Genomic DNA, 19675 nt, shown 5'->3' on the forward strand with positions numbered 1-19675 from the left:
AATCGGCCCGACTTATGCCTCGCCATCGCGGCTTAAGCTAGGCGGCGGCCGGTCTGGCGAGGCCTGCGTTTGCGAAACCGGCGACACCGCTTATCTGCGACCTTAGACGCTGTGCCTGGGAGGCCTCGGCCAATGGCCTCGATCCCGAAATTGCCGCGCCGGGGATCCGGCGTCGACGCGGCCGGGTGGCTGCGCAGCTTGGCGATCGCCCTGCTCGCGGCGATCTTCCTGGCGACCGCCGGGGCTTTCGGATCCTACGCGGCGCCGGTCAGCCCGCGTTTCGGCTACTGGATCGGGTTGATGCTGCTCGGTTCGCTATGGGGCACGCTGGTTTCGCGCTTTGTTTTCCGCCCGCGCGCGCGGGCCTGGCCGACCTGGGCAAGGGTGATCATCGCCTCGCTGACGATCGCCATCCCCTTCTCGGCTATCGTGGCCATGGCCGGCCGGATCGCCCTTCACATCCACTATTCGGCGGAGGCGATTCCAGGGCTGCTGGCATCGGTCACCGCGGTCTCGCTCGTCATGGTGGCGATCAATGTGCTGGTCGTTCGCGAGGCGCGCGGGGTCACCTCGGCCTCGACCGAACCGCCGAAGTTCCTCGATCGCCTGCCGTTGAAGCTGCGCGGGGCCGAGGTGTGGGCCATCGAGGCGCAGGACCACTATCTGCGACTGCACACGTCCAAGGGCCAGGACCTCATCCTGATGCGGCTGTCGGACGCCATCGCTGAACTTGAGGGGATCGAGGGCGCCCAGGCGCACCGCTCCTGGTGGGTCGCCCGCGACGCCATCACCGCGGCGCGGCGCGGCGACGGCCGCGCCACTCTGACGCTGAAGGACGGCGCAGAAGTCCCGGTCAGCCGCACCCACGCCCGCCTGCTGCGCGAGCGCGGCTGGTTCTGACGCACGCGGCCGGCGTAGCATTACGTATCCCGGAGACCCGACATGCCGTTTCCCGCCGACCAGCTCGGCCTTCAGTTAGAGCCGAAGGTCTCTGACATTTCCGCCCGCGCGATCCTCGCCTACGCCGCCGGGGTGGGTGCGTCGGAACCGCCCTATCTGGACGACGCCCAGGACGGCGGGCTTCGCGCCCTGCCCTTTCAATGCGTCTCGCTGGAATGGCCGGTGCTGGTCTCGATGCGTCACGCGCTGGCCGCGGCCCTATCGCCGGATGAAGCGCGCCGCGGAGTCCATGCGATGCAGGACTCGACCTTCCATCGTCCGATTCGGCCGGGCGACCGGCTGGTCACCGAGGGACAGCTGGTCGCGGTCCGGCCGCTGCGGGTCGGTGCGTTTACGCTTTGCCGCCTGATCACCCGCGACCGCGACAGCGGCGACCCGGTGACCACCACCTGGACCAGCTCGATCTATCGCGACGTCGCCCTTGATGGCGCGGCCGGCAGTCTGGCCGAGCCCCCCGCCCTCGCGCCGGAAGTCGACCGGTCTCCCGGCCCCGACGCTGAAGAGACGGTGATCCCCATCCCCAGGGAGATGCCGCACGTCTATTCGGAGTGCGCCGACATCTGGAACCCGATCCATACCGAGCGTCAGGTGGCGCTGGCGGCGGGCCTGCCGGACATCATCCTGCACGGCACCGCGACCTGGGCGCTGGCCGGACTGACCCTCCTGCGCCGCTATGCCCGGGACGACGTCGGCGCGCTGAAACGGATCACCGGCCAGTTTTCCGGCATGGTCCTGGCCGGCGAGCCGATCACGGTCCGCCATGAGCGCGGCGCGTCCGGCGCCATCGTCTTCGAGGTGCGGACGGCCTCCGGCGCCACGGCGATCCGCCAGGGCGCCGCCTGGCTCACGCCGGGCGGTTGAGGCGTCGGCCCAGCCACTGCGCGCGGGTCTGACCCCAGGACTCCACCGCCATATCCTCGTAGGGCGCCGGCATCGCCGCCGGCCCCCAGAGCGTCGAGCCCAGTTTCTTCGCCACCGCCTGGGAGGCCGTATTCGCCGGCTCGATGGTGTGGATCGCCTCGCGCCAGCCCAGCACGTCGAACGCATAGTCCATGCAGGCGCTGGCGCCCTCGGTGGCGTAGCCCTGGCCCCAGGTGTCGCGGCTGAGCGCCCAGCCGACCTCGGTGCCCGGCCAGCCCTCGGGCTGCCAGGGACCCAGCCGGCCGATCCAGCGGCCGCTGGACTTCTCGATCACCGAGAACATCGAAAACCCGCGGATCGACCAGGCGCCGAGCACCGAGCAGAGGCCCCGCCAGGCCACCGAGCGGGCCTGGACGCCGCCGATGTGGCGCATGGTCTCCTCGTCCGCGGCAAAGGCCGCCCAGGCCTCGAAATCCTCGGCGGCGGGCGCCCGCAGGATCAGCCGATCGGTCTCCAGAACGGGCGGCGGCGCAAACATCGGACCCTAGGCCAGCATGTCCTTGACGGTGTCGCGCTCGCCGACCAGTTCGTCATTGGTCAGCGCGATCTTGCCCTTGGCGAAGTCGTCCATCTCGTAGCTGTCGATCACTTCGTGGCCGGTGGCCGTGGAGCGCACCGGCATGCCGGCCCAGACGCCCTCGGCGAAGCCATAGCGGCCCTCGCTGTTGACCGCGACGGAGTGGACCTTGCCCGGTGTCGCCAGGTCGCGGACGTGATCGACCAGGGCGTTGGCCGCCGAGGCCGCGGAGCTGACGCCCCGGGCCTCGATGATCGCCGCGCCGCGCTTGCCGACGGCCGGCAGGAAGTCGGTCTTCAGCCAGGCCTCGTCGCCGATCACCTCGGCCGCCGGCTTGCCGCCGATCTTTGCATGGGTGAAGTCGGCGAACATGGTCGGGGAATGGTTGCCGTAGATGAACAGGTCGCTGACCGCGTCGATGGCGACGCCGGCTTTCTGGGCCAGTTGCGCGCGGCCGCGGTTCTCGTCCAGCCGCACCATGGCGGTGAAGCGGTCCTTCGGCAGGCGCCTGGCCTGGCTGGCGGCGATCATCACATTGGTGTTGCAGGGGTTGCCCACCACCGCCACGCGGCAGTCGTCGGCGGCCACCGCGTCGATGGACTTGCCCTGGGCGATGAAGATCTTGCCGTTGTCCTTCAAGAGGTCGGCGCGCTCCATGCCCGGTCCGCGCGGCTTGGAGCCGACCAGCAGCGCCCAGTTCACGTCCTTGAAGGCCACGTCGGCCTCGCCGGTCAGCACCAGGCCCTGCAACAGCGGAAAGGCGCAGTCGTCGAGCTCCATGGCCACGCCCTTCAGCGCCTTCTGCGGACCTTCGACGGGAATTTCCAAGAGCTGCAGGATCAGCGGCTGGTCGGCGCCGAACATCTGGCCCGACGCGATGCGGAACAGGAGCGCATAGCCGATATTGCCCGCCGCGCCGGTGACCGCCACGCGGATCGCTTGCTTGCCCATGCTGCTGCTCCTGCTTGCTGTTGCGGCGGGTGCGTAGCCCAGCGACGGTCGGGCCGCAATGCCGGGGCGTCCCCAAGATGTCCAAAGCTTAACTGGAAACCCGGGGGCCGCGTCCCTATCTGAGTGGCATGTCGCTGCTGTTCAAACTGCTCCCGTCATTCCTGGCGCTCGGCCTGGCCGCCGGGCTCTTGATGCTGAGCGCCCACGGGTCCCTCTACGCCTGAGCTGTACCCCGGCGGAAAGGGGCGGGCTCAGCGTTCAAATATACGACATTTTGCTGAATCCATTAAGCAACGTCATGGCCCAGCTTGTCCGGGCCACCCAGGATCTCCGTGCTGCCGAACTGGTTCGCCGCCGCCGAGGCGCGTCTGCCTCCATGGCGGCGATCATGGGTCGCCCGGACAAGCCGGACGATGACGAGCAAAGAGGAATTGATTGAGTCACAGCCCCGGCGCGATTGAAACGCTTGTTTGACTTCCCCCGATGGGCCAATGCTGGCGCAAACAGACCTGCCGGGAGAAACCAGATGAGCGAGACCCTGAACAAGCCGACCGCACAGTCGAGCTTCAACCTCAATCCGCAGGACGAGCTCAACGATCTGCGGATGTCGGCCAAGGCCCTGCCGCTGCTGGAGCACGTCAAGCGCTTCATCCGCGAAACCGTCGAGCCGATGAGCCAGGAGTTCCATCGCCTGGGCGAGGGCAACCCGGACATCTGGTCCTATGCGCCCGGTCAGCTGGAGTGCCTGGAGAAGGCCAAGGACAAGGCCAAGGCCGAGGGCCTGTGGAACTTCTTCCTGCCCAACGCCGAGACCGGCGAGGGCCTGTCGAACCTCGACTACGCCTATATCGCCGTCGAGCTCGGCAAGAACCGCATGGCCTCTGAGACCATGAACTGCGCCGCGCCCGACACCGGCAACATGGAAGTGCTGGAGCGCGTCGGCACGCCGGCCCAGAAGAAGCAGTGGCTGGAGCCGTTGCTCGAAGGCAAGATCCGCTCGGCCTTCGCCATGACCGAGGTGCACGCGGCCTCCTCCGACGCCAAGAACGTCAACACCCGCGCCACCCTGGTCGGCGACGAATACGTCATCAACGGCGAGAAGCACTACATCTCCGGCGCCGGCGACCCGCGCTGCAAGATCATGATCACCATGGTCCAGACCACGCCGGACGGCCCGCCGAACCTGCGCCAGTCGCAGATCCTGGTGCCCACCGACGCGCCCGGCGTGAAGATCGTCGGCCCGATGAACGTGTTCGGCGATCCCGACGCGCCGCACGGCCACATGCACATCATCTTCGACAACGTCCGCGTGCCGAAGGAGAACATGCTGCTGGGCGAGGGCCGGGGCTTCGAGATCAGCCAGCTGCGCCTGGGTCCCGGGCGCATCCACCACTGCATGCGCGCCATCGGTTCGGCGGAAAAGGCGCTGGACCTGCTGGTCACCCGCGGCCTGACCCGCGAGGCGTTCGGCAAGCAGCTGGTCCAACTGGGCGGCAACCTGGAAATCATCTCCCGCGCCCGCATCGACATCGAGGCCATGCGCCTGATGGTGCTGAAGGCCGCCAAGGCGATGGACGTGCTGGGCAACCAGGAAGCCCGCGTCTGGATCCACATGGTCAAGGCCATGGTGCCGGAACGGGTCTGCCAGATCATCGACCAGGCCATCCAGATGCACGGCGCCCTGGGCGTCTCGCAGCACACTCCGCTGGCGCGGATGTACACCTCGACCCGGACCCTGCGCATCGCCGACGGCCCCGACGAGGTCCACCACATGGTCGTCGGCCGCAACGAACTGCGCCAGTACCGCGAGATGCCAGCCGACCCGTCAACGGCGGCCATCTTCCGCAACTAGATGTGAGCCCTCAACAGGTTCGCTCAACCTGATTGGATTAGAAGGGCTCCACAAACGGACGACGACCCCGTCCCTTCCCGGCTGACCGGAGGCAGGTCAGCCGGGACAGGGTCCAGGGCGCCCGGCGGTCAGCCTTACGCATGGTCGTCGGGTCTGACGCCATTGGCGCGACCCGGAGGGGTGAGGGCGTCGGGACGGGGACGTTCTACTCCGTCTCGTCAGGCTTGATGGCGACAAGGGTCCGTTCGGCCATCCGCACCTGCGGCACGGCGTGCTTGGTGAACGGCAGCCACCAGCTTTCACCGGCCGGCGGCGCGATTTCCAGCAGGTCGCCGGCGCCGAAGTCGCGGACCGAGCGGACATGCCCCAGGGCCTCGCCGCCGGCGCTGACCACCGACAGGCCGATCAGGTCAGCGACATAGAATTCGTCCTCGTCCTCCACGGCGGGCAACCGGGCGCGGGGGATGTAGAGCCGAAGGCCGCGCGCGGCCTCGGCTTGGTCGCGGCTCTCGATCTCCTGCGCGCGGGCGACGACGCCGCCCATGGCGATCCGGCCGGCGGTCAGCGTCAGGCCGGGCGAGCCGTCCTCGCGCAGCAGGTTTCGATAGTCCACCAGCGTCAACGGCTGCGCGGTAAAGCTGGTAATGCGAACCTCGCCGCGGACGCCGAAGGCGCCCGCGACACGGCCCACGAGGATCAGGTCTTCGCTCAAGCGCGAGCGCCGGATCAGCCTTCGGTCGGCGCGTCAGCCACGGCGTCCGGCGCGGCTTCGGCGGCCGGCTCGTCTGCGGGGGCTTCGGCTGCGGGAGCCTCGGCGGCAGGGGCCTCGACGACGGCTTCTTCTGGGGGCGCGGCTTCCGCGGCGGGTTCAGCCGCCGGGGCTTCCTCGGCGACAGGCCCTTCAGCGGGGGCCTCGGCGGCCTGGGCTTCCTCGACCACCGGCTCGGGCTCCGGGGCCGGCGGCGGGTTGTTCCTGGCTTCCTCGATGGCGGCCAGGCGGTCGGCTTCGCGCTTGGCCTTTTCCTCGACCCGTTCCTTGGCCTTGGTCCCCGGCTGGCCCTTGTTGGGGTTGTTGCCGTGTTCCCACTTGACGATGTCCAGCTTGCCGAGCTCGCGGGCCACGCGGTCGGTGGGCTGGGCGCCCTTGCTCATCCATTCGGCGATGCGCTCGACCTACAGCACGACGCGGTTGGGGTCGTCCTTCTTCAGCAGCGGGTTGTAGGACCCCACCTTCTCGATGAAGCGGCCGTCGCGGGGCGAATGGCTGTCGGCGACGACGATGGAATAGTAGGGGCGCTTCTTGGCGCCGCCACGGGCGAGACGGATCTTCAGCATCGGTGGTCCTCTTGAACTTTCGGCTATTTCTTGAAGGGGTTGAAGCCCGGCGGCAGACCGCCAAGGCCCGGTAATTTGAAGCCGCCATCGCCTTGCAGCTTGGCGGCCATTTCTTCGATCTCAGCCTGCGAGGGCATCGGCATCCGGCCGCCGCCCATGTTTTTCATGCGGTCCATGCCGCCGCCGCCCCCCAGGCCGCCGGGGCCCCCCAGCATCTGAGCCATCTGGGCAAAACCCTTGCCGCCGCCCTTGCTCATCATCTTGAAGGCGTCGGCCATCTGGCGGTGCTGTTTCAGGAGGCGGTTGACCTCGGCCACGTCGACGCCGGAGCCAGCGGCGATGCGCCGCTTGCGCGAGGCCGCAAGGATGTCGGGCTTCTTGCGTTCCTGCTTGGTCATCGACGAGATGATCGCCGCCTGGCGGTCGACCATCTTGTCGGAGATATTGGCTTCGGCGATCTGCTTCTTGATCTTCTGGACGCCGGGCAGGAGGCCCATCAGGCCCTCCATGCCGCCCATCTTCTTCATCTGCTGAAGCTGCTCGGCCATCATGTCGAGGTCGAACTGACCCTTGGCCAGCTTGCGGGCCATGGCCTCCGACTTGGCGGCGTCGAAGTCCTGCGAGGCCTTCTCGACCAGGGCGACGATATCACCCTGGCCCAGGATGCGACCGGCCACCCGGGCGGCGTCGAAGACTTCCAGCCCGTCGATCTTTTCCGAGACGCCGAGGAACTTGATCGGCAGGCCGGTGACCGCGCGCATCGACAGTGCGGCGCCCCCACGCCCATCGCCGTCAGCGCGGGTCAGCACCAAGCCCGTCAGCGGCAGGCGCTCGTGGAACGCCTTGGCAGTGCGCACCGCGTCCTGGCCGGTCAGCGCGTCGGCGACCAGCAGGGTTTCCGAGGGCCCCGCGATCCGCGCGATCTCGGCGGCCTCGCTCATCATCGCCTCGTCCAGCGTAGTGCGCCCGGCGGTGTCGAGGATCAGGACGTCGTAGCCTTGCAGCCTGGCCGAGCTCATGGCGCGGCGCGCGATGTCGGGGGCGGACTGGCCGACGACGATCGGCAGGCTCTCGACACCGGCTAGCACGGCCAGGGTCGCCAGCTGCTCCATGGCGGCCGGCCGGCGCGTGTCGAGCGAGGCCAGCAGGACCTTCTTGCGCTCCTTGACCAGTTTCAGCGCCAGCTTGGCCGCCGTGGTGGTCTTGCCCGAGCCCTGCAGGCCGGCCATCAGGATCACGCTCGGCGGATTGAGCGACAGGTTCAGGCCGATGGGCTCGCCTTCCCCGCCCAGCATCTCCACCAGGCCGTCGTAGGTGATCTTGACCACCTGGTCGGCGGGCCGCACCGAACGGATCACCGCCTCGCCGGTGGCGGCCTCCTTGGCCCTGGCGATGAACTCGCGGACCACGGGCAGGGCGACGTCGGCCTCGAGCAGGGCCACGCGCACCTCGCGCAGGGCCTCATCGACATCCTTCTCCGACAGCACGCCCTTGCCGCCGAGGCGGTCAAAGACGCTGGAGAGCCGATCTGTCAGTGCGTCAAACAAGTCGTTCGTGGTCCTTAGTCTGATAGTCCAAACGCAGTTGACCCCCGTGCACGATTGCGTGGACGGGGGGCCTCGCCGCCCTCGTCCCGCGTAAACGCGGGGGTCGTGGCGGTAGAGGGCGCTGACCGAAGTTGGCGCCGGAAGGGCGCGCTTATGCGCTCAAAGGGGCGGCGTGGTCAAGGAAGGTAGCTTGGCTGAGCCATGGCGCGCGCGCTCCACAGCAAAATCTTCATGTGTCGCGTTCGGCCAGCATCGGCACACGCCTCCCAGCGCTTCGCGGGGAAGGTAAGTGTCCGAAAACCGCCAGTGGATCGCTGCGAAATCCGCTATGCTCAGCTCATGACGCACTACGCCCTCTTCGAAACCGCAATCGGCTGGGCCGGGGTTGCCTGGGCCGACAGGGGGCTGGTGGGCGTGCATCTGCCGGACGCTTCACCGGAGGCCGCGCGCCGGAGCTTCCTGCGCCGCCACCCTGACGCCGTGGAGGCCGCGCCGGCGCCGGAGATCGACCGGGCCATCGCCGGCATCCGCGCGCTGCTGACGGGCGAGGCCAATCCCCTGCTGGACGTCGCCATCGACACGACCCAAGTCCCGGAGTTCAACGCCCGGGTCTATGCGATCGCCCGCGCCATACCGCCTGGCGAGACCCTGACCTATGGCGAGATCGCGGTGCGGCTGGGCGACAGGCTGCTGGCCCGCGACGTCGGCGCGGCGCTGGGGCAGAACCCTTGGCCGATCGTCGTGCCCTGCCACCGCGTCACCGCGGCCGGCGGCAAGCTCGGCGGCTTCTCCGCTCGCGGCGGGGTCAACACCAAGGTCAGGCTGCTGGCTATCGAGGGCGCACAGGTGCTCCAGCCGCGGCCGGCGAAGGCCCCCGCTACCAAGCCTGAGACGCCGCAGGCGGACCTCTTCGGCTAGGCCGCCGATCGCCGTGGACGCCGCGCCCCGCCCCGGCTAACACCGCCCTATGGCCATCGGCGTCTTCGATTCCGGCGTGGGCGGGTTGAGCGTCCACCACCGGCTGGTGGAACGGTTCCCGGACGCCGACTTCGTCTATCTGGCCGACCAGGCCAACACCCCCTATGGCGGACGGCCCGGCGAGGAGATCGTCGAGCTGACCCGCGCGGGCTGCGAGGCGCTGTTCGCGCGCGGCTGCGACCTGGTCGTGCTGGCCTGCAACACCGCCTCGGGGATTGCGCTGCGGCGCCTGCAGCAGACCTGGCTGCCGGGCTATCGCCGGACCCTGGGTCGGCCGGTCAATGTGCTGGGGATTATCGTGCCGACCATCGAGGCGGCCACGGGTCTGCCCTGGGAACACGAGGCCGAGCGGCGCGGCGACAAGGTCGAGAAGCTGGACGTGCTGGCGGTGTTCTCGACGCCGGCCACCGCGGCCTCCAGGGTCTATGAGATCGAGATCGACAAGCGTCGGCAGGACGTGGCGGTGTTCTCGCAAGCCTGTCCGGAGCTCGCCGGGATGATCGAGGCGGGCGCCCCGCGTGGCGAGCTCGCCGCCGCTGTTCAGGGCCATGTGACGGCCATCACGCGGCGCATCGGCCGCGCGCCCGACCGCGCGATCCTCGGCTGCACCCACTATGAGATCGTCGCCGACCTGTTCCGCGCGGCGCTGCCGGCGGGAACGCCGCTGATCCACCAGCCCCAGGCCACCGCCGACGCCCTGGCCCGCTATTTCGAGCGCCACCCGGAGTTCGCCACGGGGTCCAGCGGCCTGCGCCGGTTCCTGACCACCGGGCGCCCGGGCGCCCAGTCCAGCCTGGTTGAAGCCTTCTGGGGGGCTCCGCTAAGCTTCGAGCCGGCTTGAGGAGACCTCGATGAGACCGTTGATCGCCGCGGCGTGCGCCGTCACCCTGCTGGCCGGAGCCGCGCGGGCCGAGGTCACCGATCGATCCGCGGCCGGATTCGAGGTGACCGAGACGGCAAGCATCGCCGCACCGCAGGCCAAGGTCTGGAAGGCGCTGATGCAGCCCGGCCGCTGGTGGAGCAGCCAGCACAGCTGGTCCGGCGACGCCAAGAACCTGAGCATCGATCCCGGCGGCTGCCTGTGCGAGCGGCTGCCCAAAGGCGCGGTCCGGCACATGATGATCGCCTATGCCGACGGGACCTCGGAGCTGCGGCTGTTCGGCGCGCTCGGTCCGCTGCAGTTCACCGGCGCCTCCGGCCACCTTGGCGTGGTGCTGAAGACGGCCGGCGCCGCGACCGACGTGGTGCTGACCTACGATGTGGGCGGCTACGCCAAGGGAGGCCTTGCCGAGCGGTTCGCCACGCCGGTTGACAAGGTGCTGGGCGAGCAGCTCGGTCGGCTCAAGAAATATGTCGAGACGGGCAAGTCTGACTAGCCGGAGGGCTCAATCGTTGGCTTCGACGGGGTTGAGCCGGCGGCTTCGCGATTAAAAATAGTTTAGACATATCGAAATATGGTTGCACGTTCGAAGCGGTCTAGATATATCGATATGGTCCCGACAAAAGGAGGGGACTTATCGTTATGCACAGACACCATCACTTTCACGGCGGCCACGAACATCGCGGCCGTCATCCCTGGGCCAGCCACATGGCGGCTCACATCGGCGGGCGCGGCCCGCACGGACGCCATCGCGGCGGCCGCATCGGCCGCTTCCTGGAGCACGGCGACCTTCGCTTCATCGTGCTGGCCCTGATCGCCGAGCAGCCGCGCCACGGCTATGAGCTGATCAAGGAGCTGGAAGACCGCACCGGCGGCGCCTATCGGCCCTCGCCCGGCGTCATCTATCCGACCCTTGCGCTGCTCGAGGACGAGGGCTTCATCCGCCCGGCGGCCGGCGAGGCCGGACGCAAGCTCTATGAGGCCACCGACGACGGCCGCGCGGCGCTGGCCGCCAACCAGGCCGGCGTCGACGCTGTCTTCGGCCGCATGGCCGAGGCCGCCGAGGGCGCCGACACCACGCGCCCGCGCATCGCCCGCGCCATGACCAACCTGGGCATGGCCCTGCAGCAGCGCCTGGCGCGCCGTCCGATCACGCCGGAGGAGATCGACCGCATCGTCGCCATGATCGACGACACGGCGGTCGCCATCGAGAAGACCTGAGCCTCAGTCCATCAGCTTTTGGGCCAGGTAGACGTAGTGTCGGGCCCAGCGGCGGGCGTTAAGCTCCGGATCGGCGTCGTTGGCGTGCCCGCCGAAGGTCTGCTCGTAGTAGAGATAGGGGAGTCCCATCGCTTCGAGCCGGGCGGCGAACTTGCGCGGATGGCCCGGGTGCACCCGGTCATCGCGGGTGTTGGTGGTGATGTAGGGCTCGGGGTATTTCACGCCGGCCTTGAGGTTCTGGTAGGCCGAGTACTTCTCGATGAAAGCGCGATCTGCCGGTACGTCCGGGTCGCCATATTCCGCCACCCATGAGGCGCCCGCCGACAGGTGGTTGTAGCGCAGCATGTCGATCAGCGGGCTCTCGATGACGACAGCGTTCCACAGCTCCGGATGCTGGGTCATCGAGACGCTCACAAGGATGCCGCCGTTCGACCGGCCATAGATGCCGAGCCGTCTCGGCGAGGTGACCTTGCGCGAGAACAGGTCGCGGGCCACGGCTGCGAAGTCGTCAAAGGCCAGCTGGCGCTTGTCGCGCAGGACGGCGTCGTGCCAGGCGGGGCCGAACTCGCCGCCGCCGCGGATGTTGGCGATCACATAGGCGCCGCCCCGCTGCAGCCAGATCCTGCCCATCTCCGGCAGGTAGACCGGCGGCTTGGCGACCTCGAAGCCGCCATAGCCGTAGAGGATCGTGGGCGTGGATCCATCGGCCTTCATCGCCTTTGGCCGCACCAGGAAATAGGGGATCTTCATTCCGTCCGTGGACGTCGCCCAGTGCTGCTCGACGATGTCCTTGCCGCCGTCGAAGCGGGCCGGCAGCGTCTTCACCCTGGCGATCCTGCCGCCGTCGGCGTCGGCCAGCCAGAGCGCGTTGGGATCGAGGAAGCCCTCGGTGGAGACGAACAGCCGGTTCGTGTCGTCGTCGGCGCTGACCAGGTTGATGTTGGCCTCGGCCGGCAGGGCCAGGCGCCGCCCCAGCCAGACGCCGGCCTTGTGGTCATAGACGTCGACGACGCCCTTGACGTCGGCCAGCAGGATGATCGCCAGCCGGTCCTTTGTGCTCGCCACCTCCTGCACCGCCTCGCGCGGGCCGGGCTGGAACACCAGCTGCGGCCTGGCGGCGGCGGGGTCGCGCTTCAGTTCCGAGAGGTCGTAGGCGATCACCGCGCCGGCGGCGAAGGTCTTCCAGGCGGTCTTCAGGCTGAACACCGCCTGGCCATCCACATAGGTCTCGAACTGCGCCTTCAGCGGCAGGGGGATGCGCACGGGCCCCGCTCCGGACAGCAGGCTGTACTCGCTCTCGAAGAAGGTGACGGCGCGCCGGATCATCACCGCGTCGGCGTGACCGCTCGCGCCATAGAGGACCGTCGGCGCCGAGGAGACGTCGGTGGGCAGGCCTCGGAACACCTCGCGCGGCTCAGCGCCGCGCCCGACAGTCTTCACCGCAAGAGGGTAACCGGACGTCGTCACCTCCGAAGGCGTCCAGGACCGCGCCATGGCGAGGGTGTCGTGGTCGATCCATTCGCCGCTCTGCTTGCCCTCGGCGAAGCGGAAGCCGCCATCGATGAACTGCTTCTTCACGGTGTCGAATTCGCGCAGCTCCACGGCGTCGCCGCCGCCGTTGGAGAGCGCCACCAGGCACAGGGTCCGGGCCGGTCGCAGGCAGTCGGCGCCCTTCCAGAACCAGCTCTTGACCTCGGCCTTGGACAGCGCGTCGAGGTCGAGAATGGTCTCCCAGACCGGGGTTGCGGTGCGGTAGGACGCCTCGCTTGTGTGGCGCCAGACGCCGTGCACGCGGGCGGCGTCCTGCCAGAGGTTGTCGATGCCGCCGGCGCGGAACTGCGGCGTCGCGATGCGGTCCTGCGCGGTGAAGATCGCGCGCGCCTCGGCGTGAAAGGTTTGGTAGCGCGGATCGGTCTCCAGCCGCCCGGCGGTCCTGGTGTTCTGAACCCCGACCCAGGCCATGGCGCGGGCTGACCCGATCTCCTCCAGCCACTGGAATGGGTCGGCCGGCGCCGGCTGGGCGCGGACGGCGGGACCGGTCAGCGCCACGGCCGCGAAGGCGCATAGGAGAGCTTTCATGCCGCTATTTTAGTCCTGGCCGCTCGGGCTTGTCTTCGGGCGCGTGCCTTGCGCAACGTCTTCGCCTATAGGTCCGGCCCCATGAGCCGTCCGTTCCTCAAGATGAACGGGCTCGGCAACGACTTCGTCGTGGTCGAGGCCCGCAGCGCGCCGTTCGCACCGAGCGCCGAGACCGTGCGCGCCATCGCCGACCGGGCGACCGGCATCGGCTGCGACCAGCTGATCGTCATCGAGCCCCCCCCGGCCAGGCAGACGGGCGAGGGCGTCGATGCGCGGGTGCGGTTCTGGAACGCTGACGGCGAGGAGATCTCGGCCTGTGGCAACGGAACCCGCTGCGTCGGCTGGCTGCTGATGCAGGCGTCCGGCAAGGACCGCGCGGTGATCGAAAGCCGCGCGGGCCTGCTTGTCGCCACCCGGGCGGGCGAGCGGCTGGTCAGCGTCGACATGGGCAAACCCGGTCTCGACTGGACGGAGATCCCGCTGGCGGCGGCGCACGACACCGCCGCGCTCGATGTCCGGCTCTACGAGCACCCTGCGCTCAGCGGGCCGCCGGGCTGCGTCTCCATGGGCAATCCGCACGTGGTGTTCTTTGTCGATGACCTGGGCGCCGCGCCGATCCGCCAGGCCGGTTCCGTCATCGAACGCCACCCGCTGTTCCCTGACGGGGTCAACGTCGGCTTCGCCCAGGTGCTGGATCGCGACCGCATCGGCTTGCGCGTCTGGGAACGCGGCGCCGGCCTGACCCGGGCCTGCGGCACCGGCGCCTGCGCGGCCCTGGTGGCGGCGGCGCGTCGTGATCTGACCGACCGGACCGCGACCGTCGTGCTGGATGGCGGCGAACTTCTGATCGAATGGCGCGACGACGACCATGTGATCATGACCGGCCCCGCCGCCGTCGACTTCGCGGGCGAGCTGCCATGACCCCGGACGTGGACGTCCATCCCAAGGACCTGGATCCCGGATACGTCGCCAAGCCGCCGTTCCGGGATGACAATTCCGCCGGCGGGGCCGTCGATATTGTCACCTTCGGATGCCGGCTGAACGCCTATGAGAGCGAGATCATCCGCAAGCAGGCGGCGGCCGATGGCCTGACCGACGCCATCGTCTTCAACACCTGCGCGGTGACCGGCGAGGCGGTGCGCCAGGCCCGACAGGCGATCCGCAGGGCGCGCCGCGAGCGGCCGGGCGCGAAGGTGATCGTCACCGGCTGCGCGGCGCAGATCGACCCCGCCGCCTTCGCCGCCATGCCCGAGGTCGACCTGGTGCTGGGCAACGCCGAGAAGAGCGCGGCGGGGTCCTACGTCCCGGCGCCCGAGCTCGGCCGCGTGCGGGTCAACGACATCATGAGCGTGCGCGAAACCGCCGGGCACCTGATCGACGGGTTGAAGGACCGGGCGCGGGCCTATGTCGAGGTGCAGAACGGCTGCGACCACCGCTGCACCTTCTGCATCATCCCGTTCGGTCGGGGGAATTCGCGCTCGGCGGCGGCCGGCGAGGTGGTGGCCCAGGTCCGGCGCCTGGCCGCCCAGGGCTATCGCGAGGTGGTGCTGACCGGGGTCGACGTGACCAGCTGGGGCGCGGACCTGCCCGGCGCGCCGACGCTGGGCCAGCTGGTGGCGCGGATCCTCAAGCTGGTCCCAGACCTGCCGCGCCTGCGGCTGTCGTCGATCGACGCGGCCGAGATCGACCCGGACCTGATGCGCTGCCTGGCCGAAGAGCCCCGGCTGATGCCGTACCTGCACCTGTCGCTGCAGGCCGGCGATGACATGATCCTGAAGCGCATGAAGCGTCGCCACAGCCGCGCCGACGCGCTGCGGCTGATCGAGACCGTGCGCGCGGTGCGGCCGGATATGGCCTTCGGCGCGGACCTGATCGCCGGCTTCCCCACCGCGACCGAGGCGATGTTCGACAACACCCTGTCGCTGGTCGAAGAGGCGGGGCTGGCGTTCCTGCACGTCTTTCCATTCAGCCCGCGCCCCGGCACGCCGGCCGCGCGGATGCCGGCGGCGCCGCGCGCCGAGGTCAAGGCCCGCGCAGCCCGCCTGCGCGCCGCCGGCCAGGCCGGGCTGGCGCGTCACCTGGACCGTCAGGTCGGCCGCACCCTGAGGGGTCTTGTCGAACGCCCCGATCTTGGCCAGGGCGGCCTGGCCCGCGCCGAGGATTTCACCGAGATCGTCTTTGCCGGCGCAGCGACCGTCGGCGGCATCGTCGCGCTGACCGTCACCGGCCACGACGGCCGGCGGGTCCTGGCGCAGTCCGCCGCTTGAGCGGGCCGCCGGTCTCGTGTAGCACCCGCTGAACGCGCGCAGTGTTCACAGACAGCAGAGAGTCCCATGGCCGGTCCGGCATCCGACTACCACCGCGGCGACATGGACATCGCCGAGCAGGTCTCGACCTTCCATCTGGTGATGGGCATCACCAAATGGGGCTCCCTGGTGCTGGCGGCCCTGCTGCTGTTGCTGGTGGTCTGGTTCTGCACCCAGGCGGGTTTCATCGCCGCCCTGATCAGCGGTCTCGCGGTGGCCGTGCTCGGGACCCTGCTGCTGCGCGGCGGCGGCGGGCACTAGGCGCCCGGCGCCGAGCTTCCGGTCATTGTCTGGACGACACTCCGACGCGCTCCTAGGGTGCGGCGTCGCGTTCTAGGGAGACTTCGCCGACCATGGCCGTCATCGCCGTCACCAGGGAACGCCGCGCCGGTGAGACCCGCGTCGCCACGGTCCCCGAGACGGTGAAGAAGCTGATGGCCTCGGGATTCCAGGTGGTGGTCGAGGCCGGCGCCGGGGCCGCGGCCTGCTATCCCGACGCCGACTATCAGGCCGCCGGCGCAAGCCTGGCCAAGACCGCCAAGGAGGCGCTCGCCAAGGCCGACATCCTGTTCAAGGTGCGCGCGCCTGAGGCCGAGGAGATCGCCGCGATCAAGGCGGGCACGCTGGTGGTCGCCACCCTCAATCCCTACCAGGACAAGGCGGCCCTGGCGGGCCTGGCCAAGGCCGGCGCCACGGCCTTCGCCATGGAGTTCGTACCGCGGATCACCCGGGCCCAGGTGATGGACGTGCTGTCCTCCCAGGCCAATCTCGCCGGTTATCGCGCGGTGATCGAGGGCGCGGAGGCCTATGGCCGGGCGATGCCGATGATGATGACCGCGGCCGGCACCATCGCCGCGGCCAAGGTGTTCGTCATGGGGGTCGGCGTCGCCGGCCTGCAGGCCATCGCCACCGCGCGGCGGCTGGGCGCGGTGGTCACCGCCACCGACGTCCGCCCCGCCACCAAGGAACAGGTGGAAAGCCTGGGCGCCAAATTTCTCGCTGTCGAAGACGAGGAATTCAAGAACGCCCAGACCGCCGGAGGCTACGCCAAGGAGATGTCGACCGAGTACCAGGCCAAACAGGCCGAGCTGGTCTCCACCCACATCGCCAAGCAGGACATGGTGATCACCACCGCCCTGATCCCCGGCCGCCCGGCGCCCAAGCTGGTCTCCGCTGCTCAGGTGGCCTCGATGAAGCCGGGCTCGGTGCTGGTCGACCTGGCCATCGAGCAGGGCGGCAATGTGGTCGGCGCCAAGCTTGGCGAGGTTGCGGTGACCGGGAACGGCGTGAAGATCCTCGGCGTCGCCAACCTGCCTGGCCGGATCGCGGCGGACGCCTCGGCGCTCTATTCGCGCAACCTGATGGCCTTTGCCGGCCTGTTCCTCGACAAAGAGGGCGCGTTCGCCCCGGACTACGACGACGAGATCCTGAAGGCGGCGCTGGTCACCCGCGACGGGGCAATTGTGCATGAGGGGCTGAAGGGGTGAAGATCATCCCGTCTGGCCAACAAGAAGTGTCATCCCGGACGGCCGAAGAGCCGATCCGGGACCCAGGGGCTGCCGCACTGCCCGTGCTCCTGGGTCCCGGCTCTCCGCTTCGCTGCGGCCGGGATGACGGGAAAGAGTAGGTCTGCAATGGACGCCGTCGATCCCACCGTCTTTCGCCTGGCGATCTTCGTGCTGGCGATCTTCGTCGGCTACTATGTGGTCTGGAGCGTGACACCGGCCCTGCACACGCCCTTGATGGCGGTGACCAACGCCATTTCCTCGGTGATTATCGTCGGCGCCCTGCTGGCGGTCGCCGCGCACGCGCCGGGCGGCGAACTCACCCGCAATGTGATGATTTCCAAGGGCGCCGGCGCGGTCGCCACAGCCTTCGCCTCGGTCAATATCTTCGGCGGCTTCCTGGTCGTCCGGCGGATGCTGGCTATGTACAAGAAGAAGGCTCCGGCCGCGAAGAAGGATGGCGCCAAGTGAACGCCAACCTCGCGGCCGTCCCCGGCCTGGTCTCCGGCGTCCTGTTCATCCTGGCGAGGTCTCACACGAAGACTTCGGCCAGCAGGAGCGGCTCCACATGACCGTTCGACTCCTGGATCAGGCCTTGGCCGCGATTCGCGCCCATCGAGAGGATGCACGAGCCCGCGGCATTGAGCTGCTGGGTGTCGTAGGATCGGTCGCGCGGGGCGAAGCGGGTCCCGACAGCGATGTCGATGTCGCCTATGCAACGGTGGGCCAGCCCTCCCTCTTTGATCTGGGCGGCATTCTCATGGACATTCAGGACGATCTTCAGCGTCGCGTCGATCTGGTGGATCTTGCACGTGTGAAGCCACGCTTTCGGGTCGATATGGAACGCGATCTTGTCCGCGCATGAACCCACGTGACCGCAGCCGGATGGAGGATATGGCGTCGTTCGCCGCCGATGCTATCGACTTGCTTGGCGACAGGGACGCCGCCGCGCTGCTCTCAGACAAGCGCACGCGGTACGCAGTGATCCGAGCCGTGGAAATTGTCGGCGAGGCCGCATCTAAGGTGTCCGCCGAAACACGTGCGGCGCTCCCAGACCTGCCATGGCGGGAAGCAATTGGCATGCGCAATTTTCTGATCCATGACTACCACGACTTGGACTTGGTCGCCGTCGTGAAGGTCGTCCGCGACCATCTTCCGCTGCTGGTCAGGCGGATCGAGGAAGCTCTCAAGGAAGACCCGCAATGAACGCCAACCTTGCGGCCGTCCTCTATCTGGTCTCCGGCGTCCTGTTTATCCTGGCGCTGCGGGGCCTGTCGTCGCCCACCACCAGCCAGGCGGGCAACCGCAATGGCATGATCGGCATGGCCATCGCCGTCGGCGTGACCCTGATCACGCTGTTCAGCCAGGGCAAGGTCGATCCCCTGACGCTCGGCCTGATCGTCGCGGGCGTGGCCCTTGGCGGCGGCGTCGGCGCGGTGATCGCGCGGCGCGTGGCGATGACCTCCATGCCGCAGCTGGTCGCCGCCTTCCACAGCCTGGTCGGCATGGCCGCCTGCCTGGTCGCGGTGGCCGCCATCCACACGCCGCAGGCCTATGGCATCGCCGGGACCGACGGCGTCGTGCATCTCCAGTCGCTGATCGAACTGTCCCTCGGCCTGGCCATCGGGGCGATTACCTTCACCGGCTCGGTGATCGCCTTCGCCAAGCTGAACGGAAACATGAGCGGCGCGCCGATCCTGCTGCCGGCGCGACACCTGCTGAACCTGGCGATCGCCGCCGGCATCGTGGTGCTGGTGGTTCTGCTGGTGATCAGCGGCGGCGCCGCGCTCTGGGCTTTCTGGGGCGTGTTCGCGCTGAGCCTGCTGCTGGGGGTCACCCTGATCATCCCCATCGGAGGCGCCGACATGCCTGTCGTGGTCTCGATGCTGAACAGCTATTCCGGCTGGGCCGCGGCGGCGCTGGGCTTCACGCTCGAGAACACCACCCTGATCATCACCGGCGCCCTGGTGGGCTCGTCCGGGGCGATCCTCAGCTACATTATGTGCAAGGCGATGAACCGCGGATTTGTCTCGGTGATCCTGGGGGGCTTCGGCGGCGAGGAGGTCGGCCCCGGCGCCGGCGGCAAAGTCGAGACCCGGCCGGTCAAGCAGGGGTCCGCCGAGGATGCGGCCTTCATCATGAAGAACGCCAGCAAAGTGATTATCGTCCCCGGCTACGGCATGGCGGTCAGCCAGGCGCAGCACGCGCTTCGCGAGATGGGCGACCGTCTTAAGGAAGAGGGCGTCGAGGTGAAATACGCCATCCACCCGGTCGCCGGCCGCATGCCCGGCCACATGAACGTGCTGCTGGCCGAGGCCAACGTCCCCTATGACGAAGTCTTCGAGCTGGAGGACATCAACGCCGAGTTCCCGACGGCGGACGTGGCCTTCGTGATCGGCGCCAACGACGTCACCAACCCGGCCGCCAAGACCGACCCCACCAGCGCAATCTACGGCATGCCGATCCTTGACGTGGAGAAGGCCCGCACCGTGCTGTTCGTCAAGCGCGGCATGAGTTCGGGCTACGCCGGCGTGGAAAACGAGCTGTTCTTCCGCGACAACACCATGATGCTGTTCGGCGACGCCAAGAAGATGGTCGAAGGCATTCTCAAGAGCCTGTAGCA

20 protein-coding genes and 2 pseudogenes are annotated in these 19675 nt (G+C 68.7%); 15 read left to right on the forward strand and 7 right to left on the reverse strand.

Annotation, left to right across the window (positions count from 1 at the left end; translation table 11 throughout):
• Nucleotides 1–132: 132 nt before the first annotated feature.
• Entirely contained in the window at nt 133–900 is a 768-nt protein-coding gene (locus tag RMN86_RS00680) for a LytTR family DNA-binding domain-containing protein (RefSeq protein WP_309603898.1), read from the forward strand.
• Nucleotides 901–942: 42 nt separating this feature from the next.
• Nucleotides 943–1821 carry a MaoC/PaaZ C-terminal domain-containing protein gene (locus tag RMN86_RS00685; protein ID WP_309603899.1) on the forward strand — a complete coding sequence of 293 codons (879 nt, stop codon included), beginning with the start codon at nt 943–945 and terminating at the stop codon, nt 1819–1821.
• Here RMN86_RS00685 and RMN86_RS00690 read toward each other — a convergent pair.
• Together RMN86_RS00690 and RMN86_RS00695 are read right to left on the reverse strand one after the other, a co-directional pair.
• On the reverse strand, nt 1805–2359 hold the full coding sequence (locus RMN86_RS00690; RefSeq protein ID WP_309603900.1) for a GNAT family N-acetyltransferase: 555 nt from the start codon (nt 2357–2359) through the stop codon (nt 1805–1807). The genes RMN86_RS00685 and RMN86_RS00690 overlap by 17 nt on opposite strands.
• Nucleotides 2360–2365: 6 nt before the next feature.
• The gene (locus RMN86_RS00695; RefSeq protein ID WP_309603901.1) at nt 2366–3349 is read right to left on the reverse strand and encodes a malate dehydrogenase; all 984 of its coding nucleotides are present in this window, start codon (nt 3347–3349) and stop codon (nt 2366–2368) included.
• A gap of 526 nt (nt 3350–3875) precedes the next feature.
• Between RMN86_RS00695 and RMN86_RS00700 the strand changes: the two genes are divergently transcribed.
• Entirely contained in the window at nt 3876–5201 is a 1326-nt protein-coding gene (locus tag RMN86_RS00700) for an acyl-CoA dehydrogenase family protein (protein ID WP_309603902.1), read from the forward strand.
• Nucleotides 5202–5406: 205 nt separating this feature from the next.
• On the opposite strand, the gene rimM is transcribed toward RMN86_RS00700, so the two are convergent.
• The 3 genes and pseudogenes from rimM to ffh all read right to left on the reverse strand — a co-directional run bounded on the left by rimM (nt 5407) and on the right by ffh (nt 8083).
• Nucleotides 5407–5913, reverse strand: coding sequence for a ribosome maturation factor RimM (rimM, locus tag RMN86_RS00705; protein ID WP_309603903.1), 507 nt, complete (start codon nt 5911–5913; stop codon nt 5407–5409).
• 14 nt (nt 5914–5927) lie between these two features.
• Nucleotides 5928–6536: pseudogene (gene rpsP / locus RMN86_RS00710) on the reverse strand (30S ribosomal protein S16).
• Nucleotides 6537–6559: 23 nt separating this feature from the next.
• Nucleotides 6560–8083, reverse strand: coding sequence for a signal recognition particle protein (gene ffh / locus RMN86_RS00715; RefSeq protein ID WP_309603904.1), 1524 nt, complete (start codon nt 8081–8083; stop codon nt 6560–6562).
• 339 nt (nt 8084–8422) lie between these two features.
• On the opposite strand from ffh, the gene RMN86_RS00720 reads away from it, so the two are divergent.
• The 4 genes from RMN86_RS00720 (at nt 8423) to RMN86_RS00735 (ending at nt 11162) form a co-directional block, all read left to right on the forward strand.
• On the forward strand, nt 8423–9001 hold the full coding sequence (locus tag RMN86_RS00720) for a methylated-DNA--[protein]-cysteine S-methyltransferase (protein WP_309603905.1): 579 nt from the start codon (nt 8423–8425) through the stop codon (nt 8999–9001).
• A gap of 49 nt (nt 9002–9050) precedes the next feature.
• Nucleotides 9051–9902 (forward strand): aspartate/glutamate racemase family protein, encoded by an 852-nt coding sequence (locus RMN86_RS00725; RefSeq protein ID WP_309603906.1) that lies wholly within the window; start codon nt 9051–9053, stop codon nt 9900–9902.
• A 10-nt stretch (nt 9903–9912) separates the two neighbouring features.
• A complete protein-coding gene (locus tag RMN86_RS00730; protein ID WP_309603907.1) occupies nt 9913–10437 on the forward strand; it encodes an SRPBCC family protein in 525 nt (174 codons plus the stop codon).
• A gap of 146 nt (nt 10438–10583) precedes the next feature.
• Nucleotides 10584–11162, forward strand: coding sequence for a PadR family transcriptional regulator (locus RMN86_RS00735; RefSeq protein WP_309603908.1), 579 nt, complete (start codon nt 10584–10586; stop codon nt 11160–11162).
• A gap of 3 nt (nt 11163–11165) precedes the next feature.
• Here the strand turns inward: RMN86_RS00735 and RMN86_RS00740 are convergent, their stop codons facing one another.
• Nucleotides 11166–13241: a prolyl oligopeptidase family serine peptidase gene (locus RMN86_RS00740; RefSeq protein WP_309603909.1), complete on the reverse strand. Its 2076-nt coding sequence runs from the start codon at nt 13239–13241 to the stop codon at nt 11166–11168.
• A gap of 81 nt (nt 13242–13322) precedes the next feature.
• Between RMN86_RS00740 and dapF the strand changes: the two genes are divergently transcribed.
• The 4 genes from dapF (at nt 13323) to RMN86_RS00760 (ending at nt 17034) form a co-directional block, all read left to right on the forward strand.
• On the forward strand, nt 13323–14162 hold the full coding sequence (gene dapF, locus RMN86_RS00745; RefSeq protein ID WP_309603910.1) for a diaminopimelate epimerase: 840 nt from the start codon (nt 13323–13325) through the stop codon (nt 14160–14162).
• Entirely contained in the window at nt 14159–15508 is a 1350-nt protein-coding gene (gene mtaB / locus RMN86_RS00750) for a tRNA (N(6)-L-threonylcarbamoyladenosine(37)-C(2))-methylthiotransferase MtaB (RefSeq protein ID WP_309603911.1), read from the forward strand. The genes dapF and mtaB overlap by 4 nt, the downstream gene beginning before the upstream one ends.
• Nucleotides 15509–15574: 66 nt before the next feature.
• Entirely contained in the window at nt 15575–15808 is a 234-nt protein-coding gene (locus RMN86_RS00755; RefSeq protein WP_309603912.1) for an aa3-type cytochrome c oxidase subunit IV, read from the forward strand.
• Between the two features lie 92 nt (nt 15809–15900).
• On the forward strand, nt 15901–17034 hold the full coding sequence (locus tag RMN86_RS00760) for a Re/Si-specific NAD(P)(+) transhydrogenase subunit alpha (RefSeq protein ID WP_309603913.1): 1134 nt from the start codon (nt 15901–15903) through the stop codon (nt 17032–17034).
• Between the two features lie 16 nt (nt 17035–17050).
• On the opposite strand, the pseudogene RMN86_RS00765 reads toward RMN86_RS00760, so the two are convergent.
• Nucleotides 17051–17160 (reverse strand): annotated as a pseudogene (locus tag RMN86_RS00765) (hypothetical protein); the annotation flags it as partial.
• 21 nt (nt 17161–17181) lie between these two features.
• Here RMN86_RS00765 and RMN86_RS00770 point away from each other — a divergent pair.
• The 4 genes from RMN86_RS00770 to RMN86_RS00785 all read left to right on the forward strand — a co-directional run bounded on the left by RMN86_RS00770 (nt 17182) and on the right by RMN86_RS00785 (nt 19673).
• Nucleotides 17182–17523 carry a proton-translocating transhydrogenase family protein gene (locus RMN86_RS00770; protein ID WP_309603914.1) on the forward strand — a complete coding sequence of 114 codons (342 nt, stop codon included), beginning with the start codon at nt 17182–17184 and terminating at the stop codon, nt 17521–17523.
• Between the two features lie 97 nt (nt 17524–17620).
• Entirely contained in the window at nt 17621–17917 is a 297-nt protein-coding gene (locus tag RMN86_RS18110) for a nucleotidyltransferase family protein (protein WP_405041292.1), read from the forward strand.
• Nucleotides 17918–17946: 29 nt separating this feature from the next.
• On the forward strand, nt 17947–18258 hold the full coding sequence (locus RMN86_RS00780) for a HepT-like ribonuclease domain-containing protein (RefSeq protein WP_309603916.1): 312 nt from the start codon (nt 17947–17949) through the stop codon (nt 18256–18258).
• A complete protein-coding gene (locus RMN86_RS00785) occupies nt 18255–19673 on the forward strand; it encodes an NAD(P)(+) transhydrogenase (Re/Si-specific) subunit beta (RefSeq protein WP_309603917.1) in 1419 nt (472 codons plus the stop codon). The genes RMN86_RS00780 and RMN86_RS00785 overlap by 4 nt, the downstream gene beginning before the upstream one ends.
• Nucleotides 19674–19675: the final 2 nt, after the last annotated feature.

The organism is Phenylobacterium sp. (genome assembly GCF_031360265.1).
Lineage (GTDB): Bacteria > Pseudomonadota > Alphaproteobacteria > Caulobacterales > Caulobacteraceae > Phenylobacterium.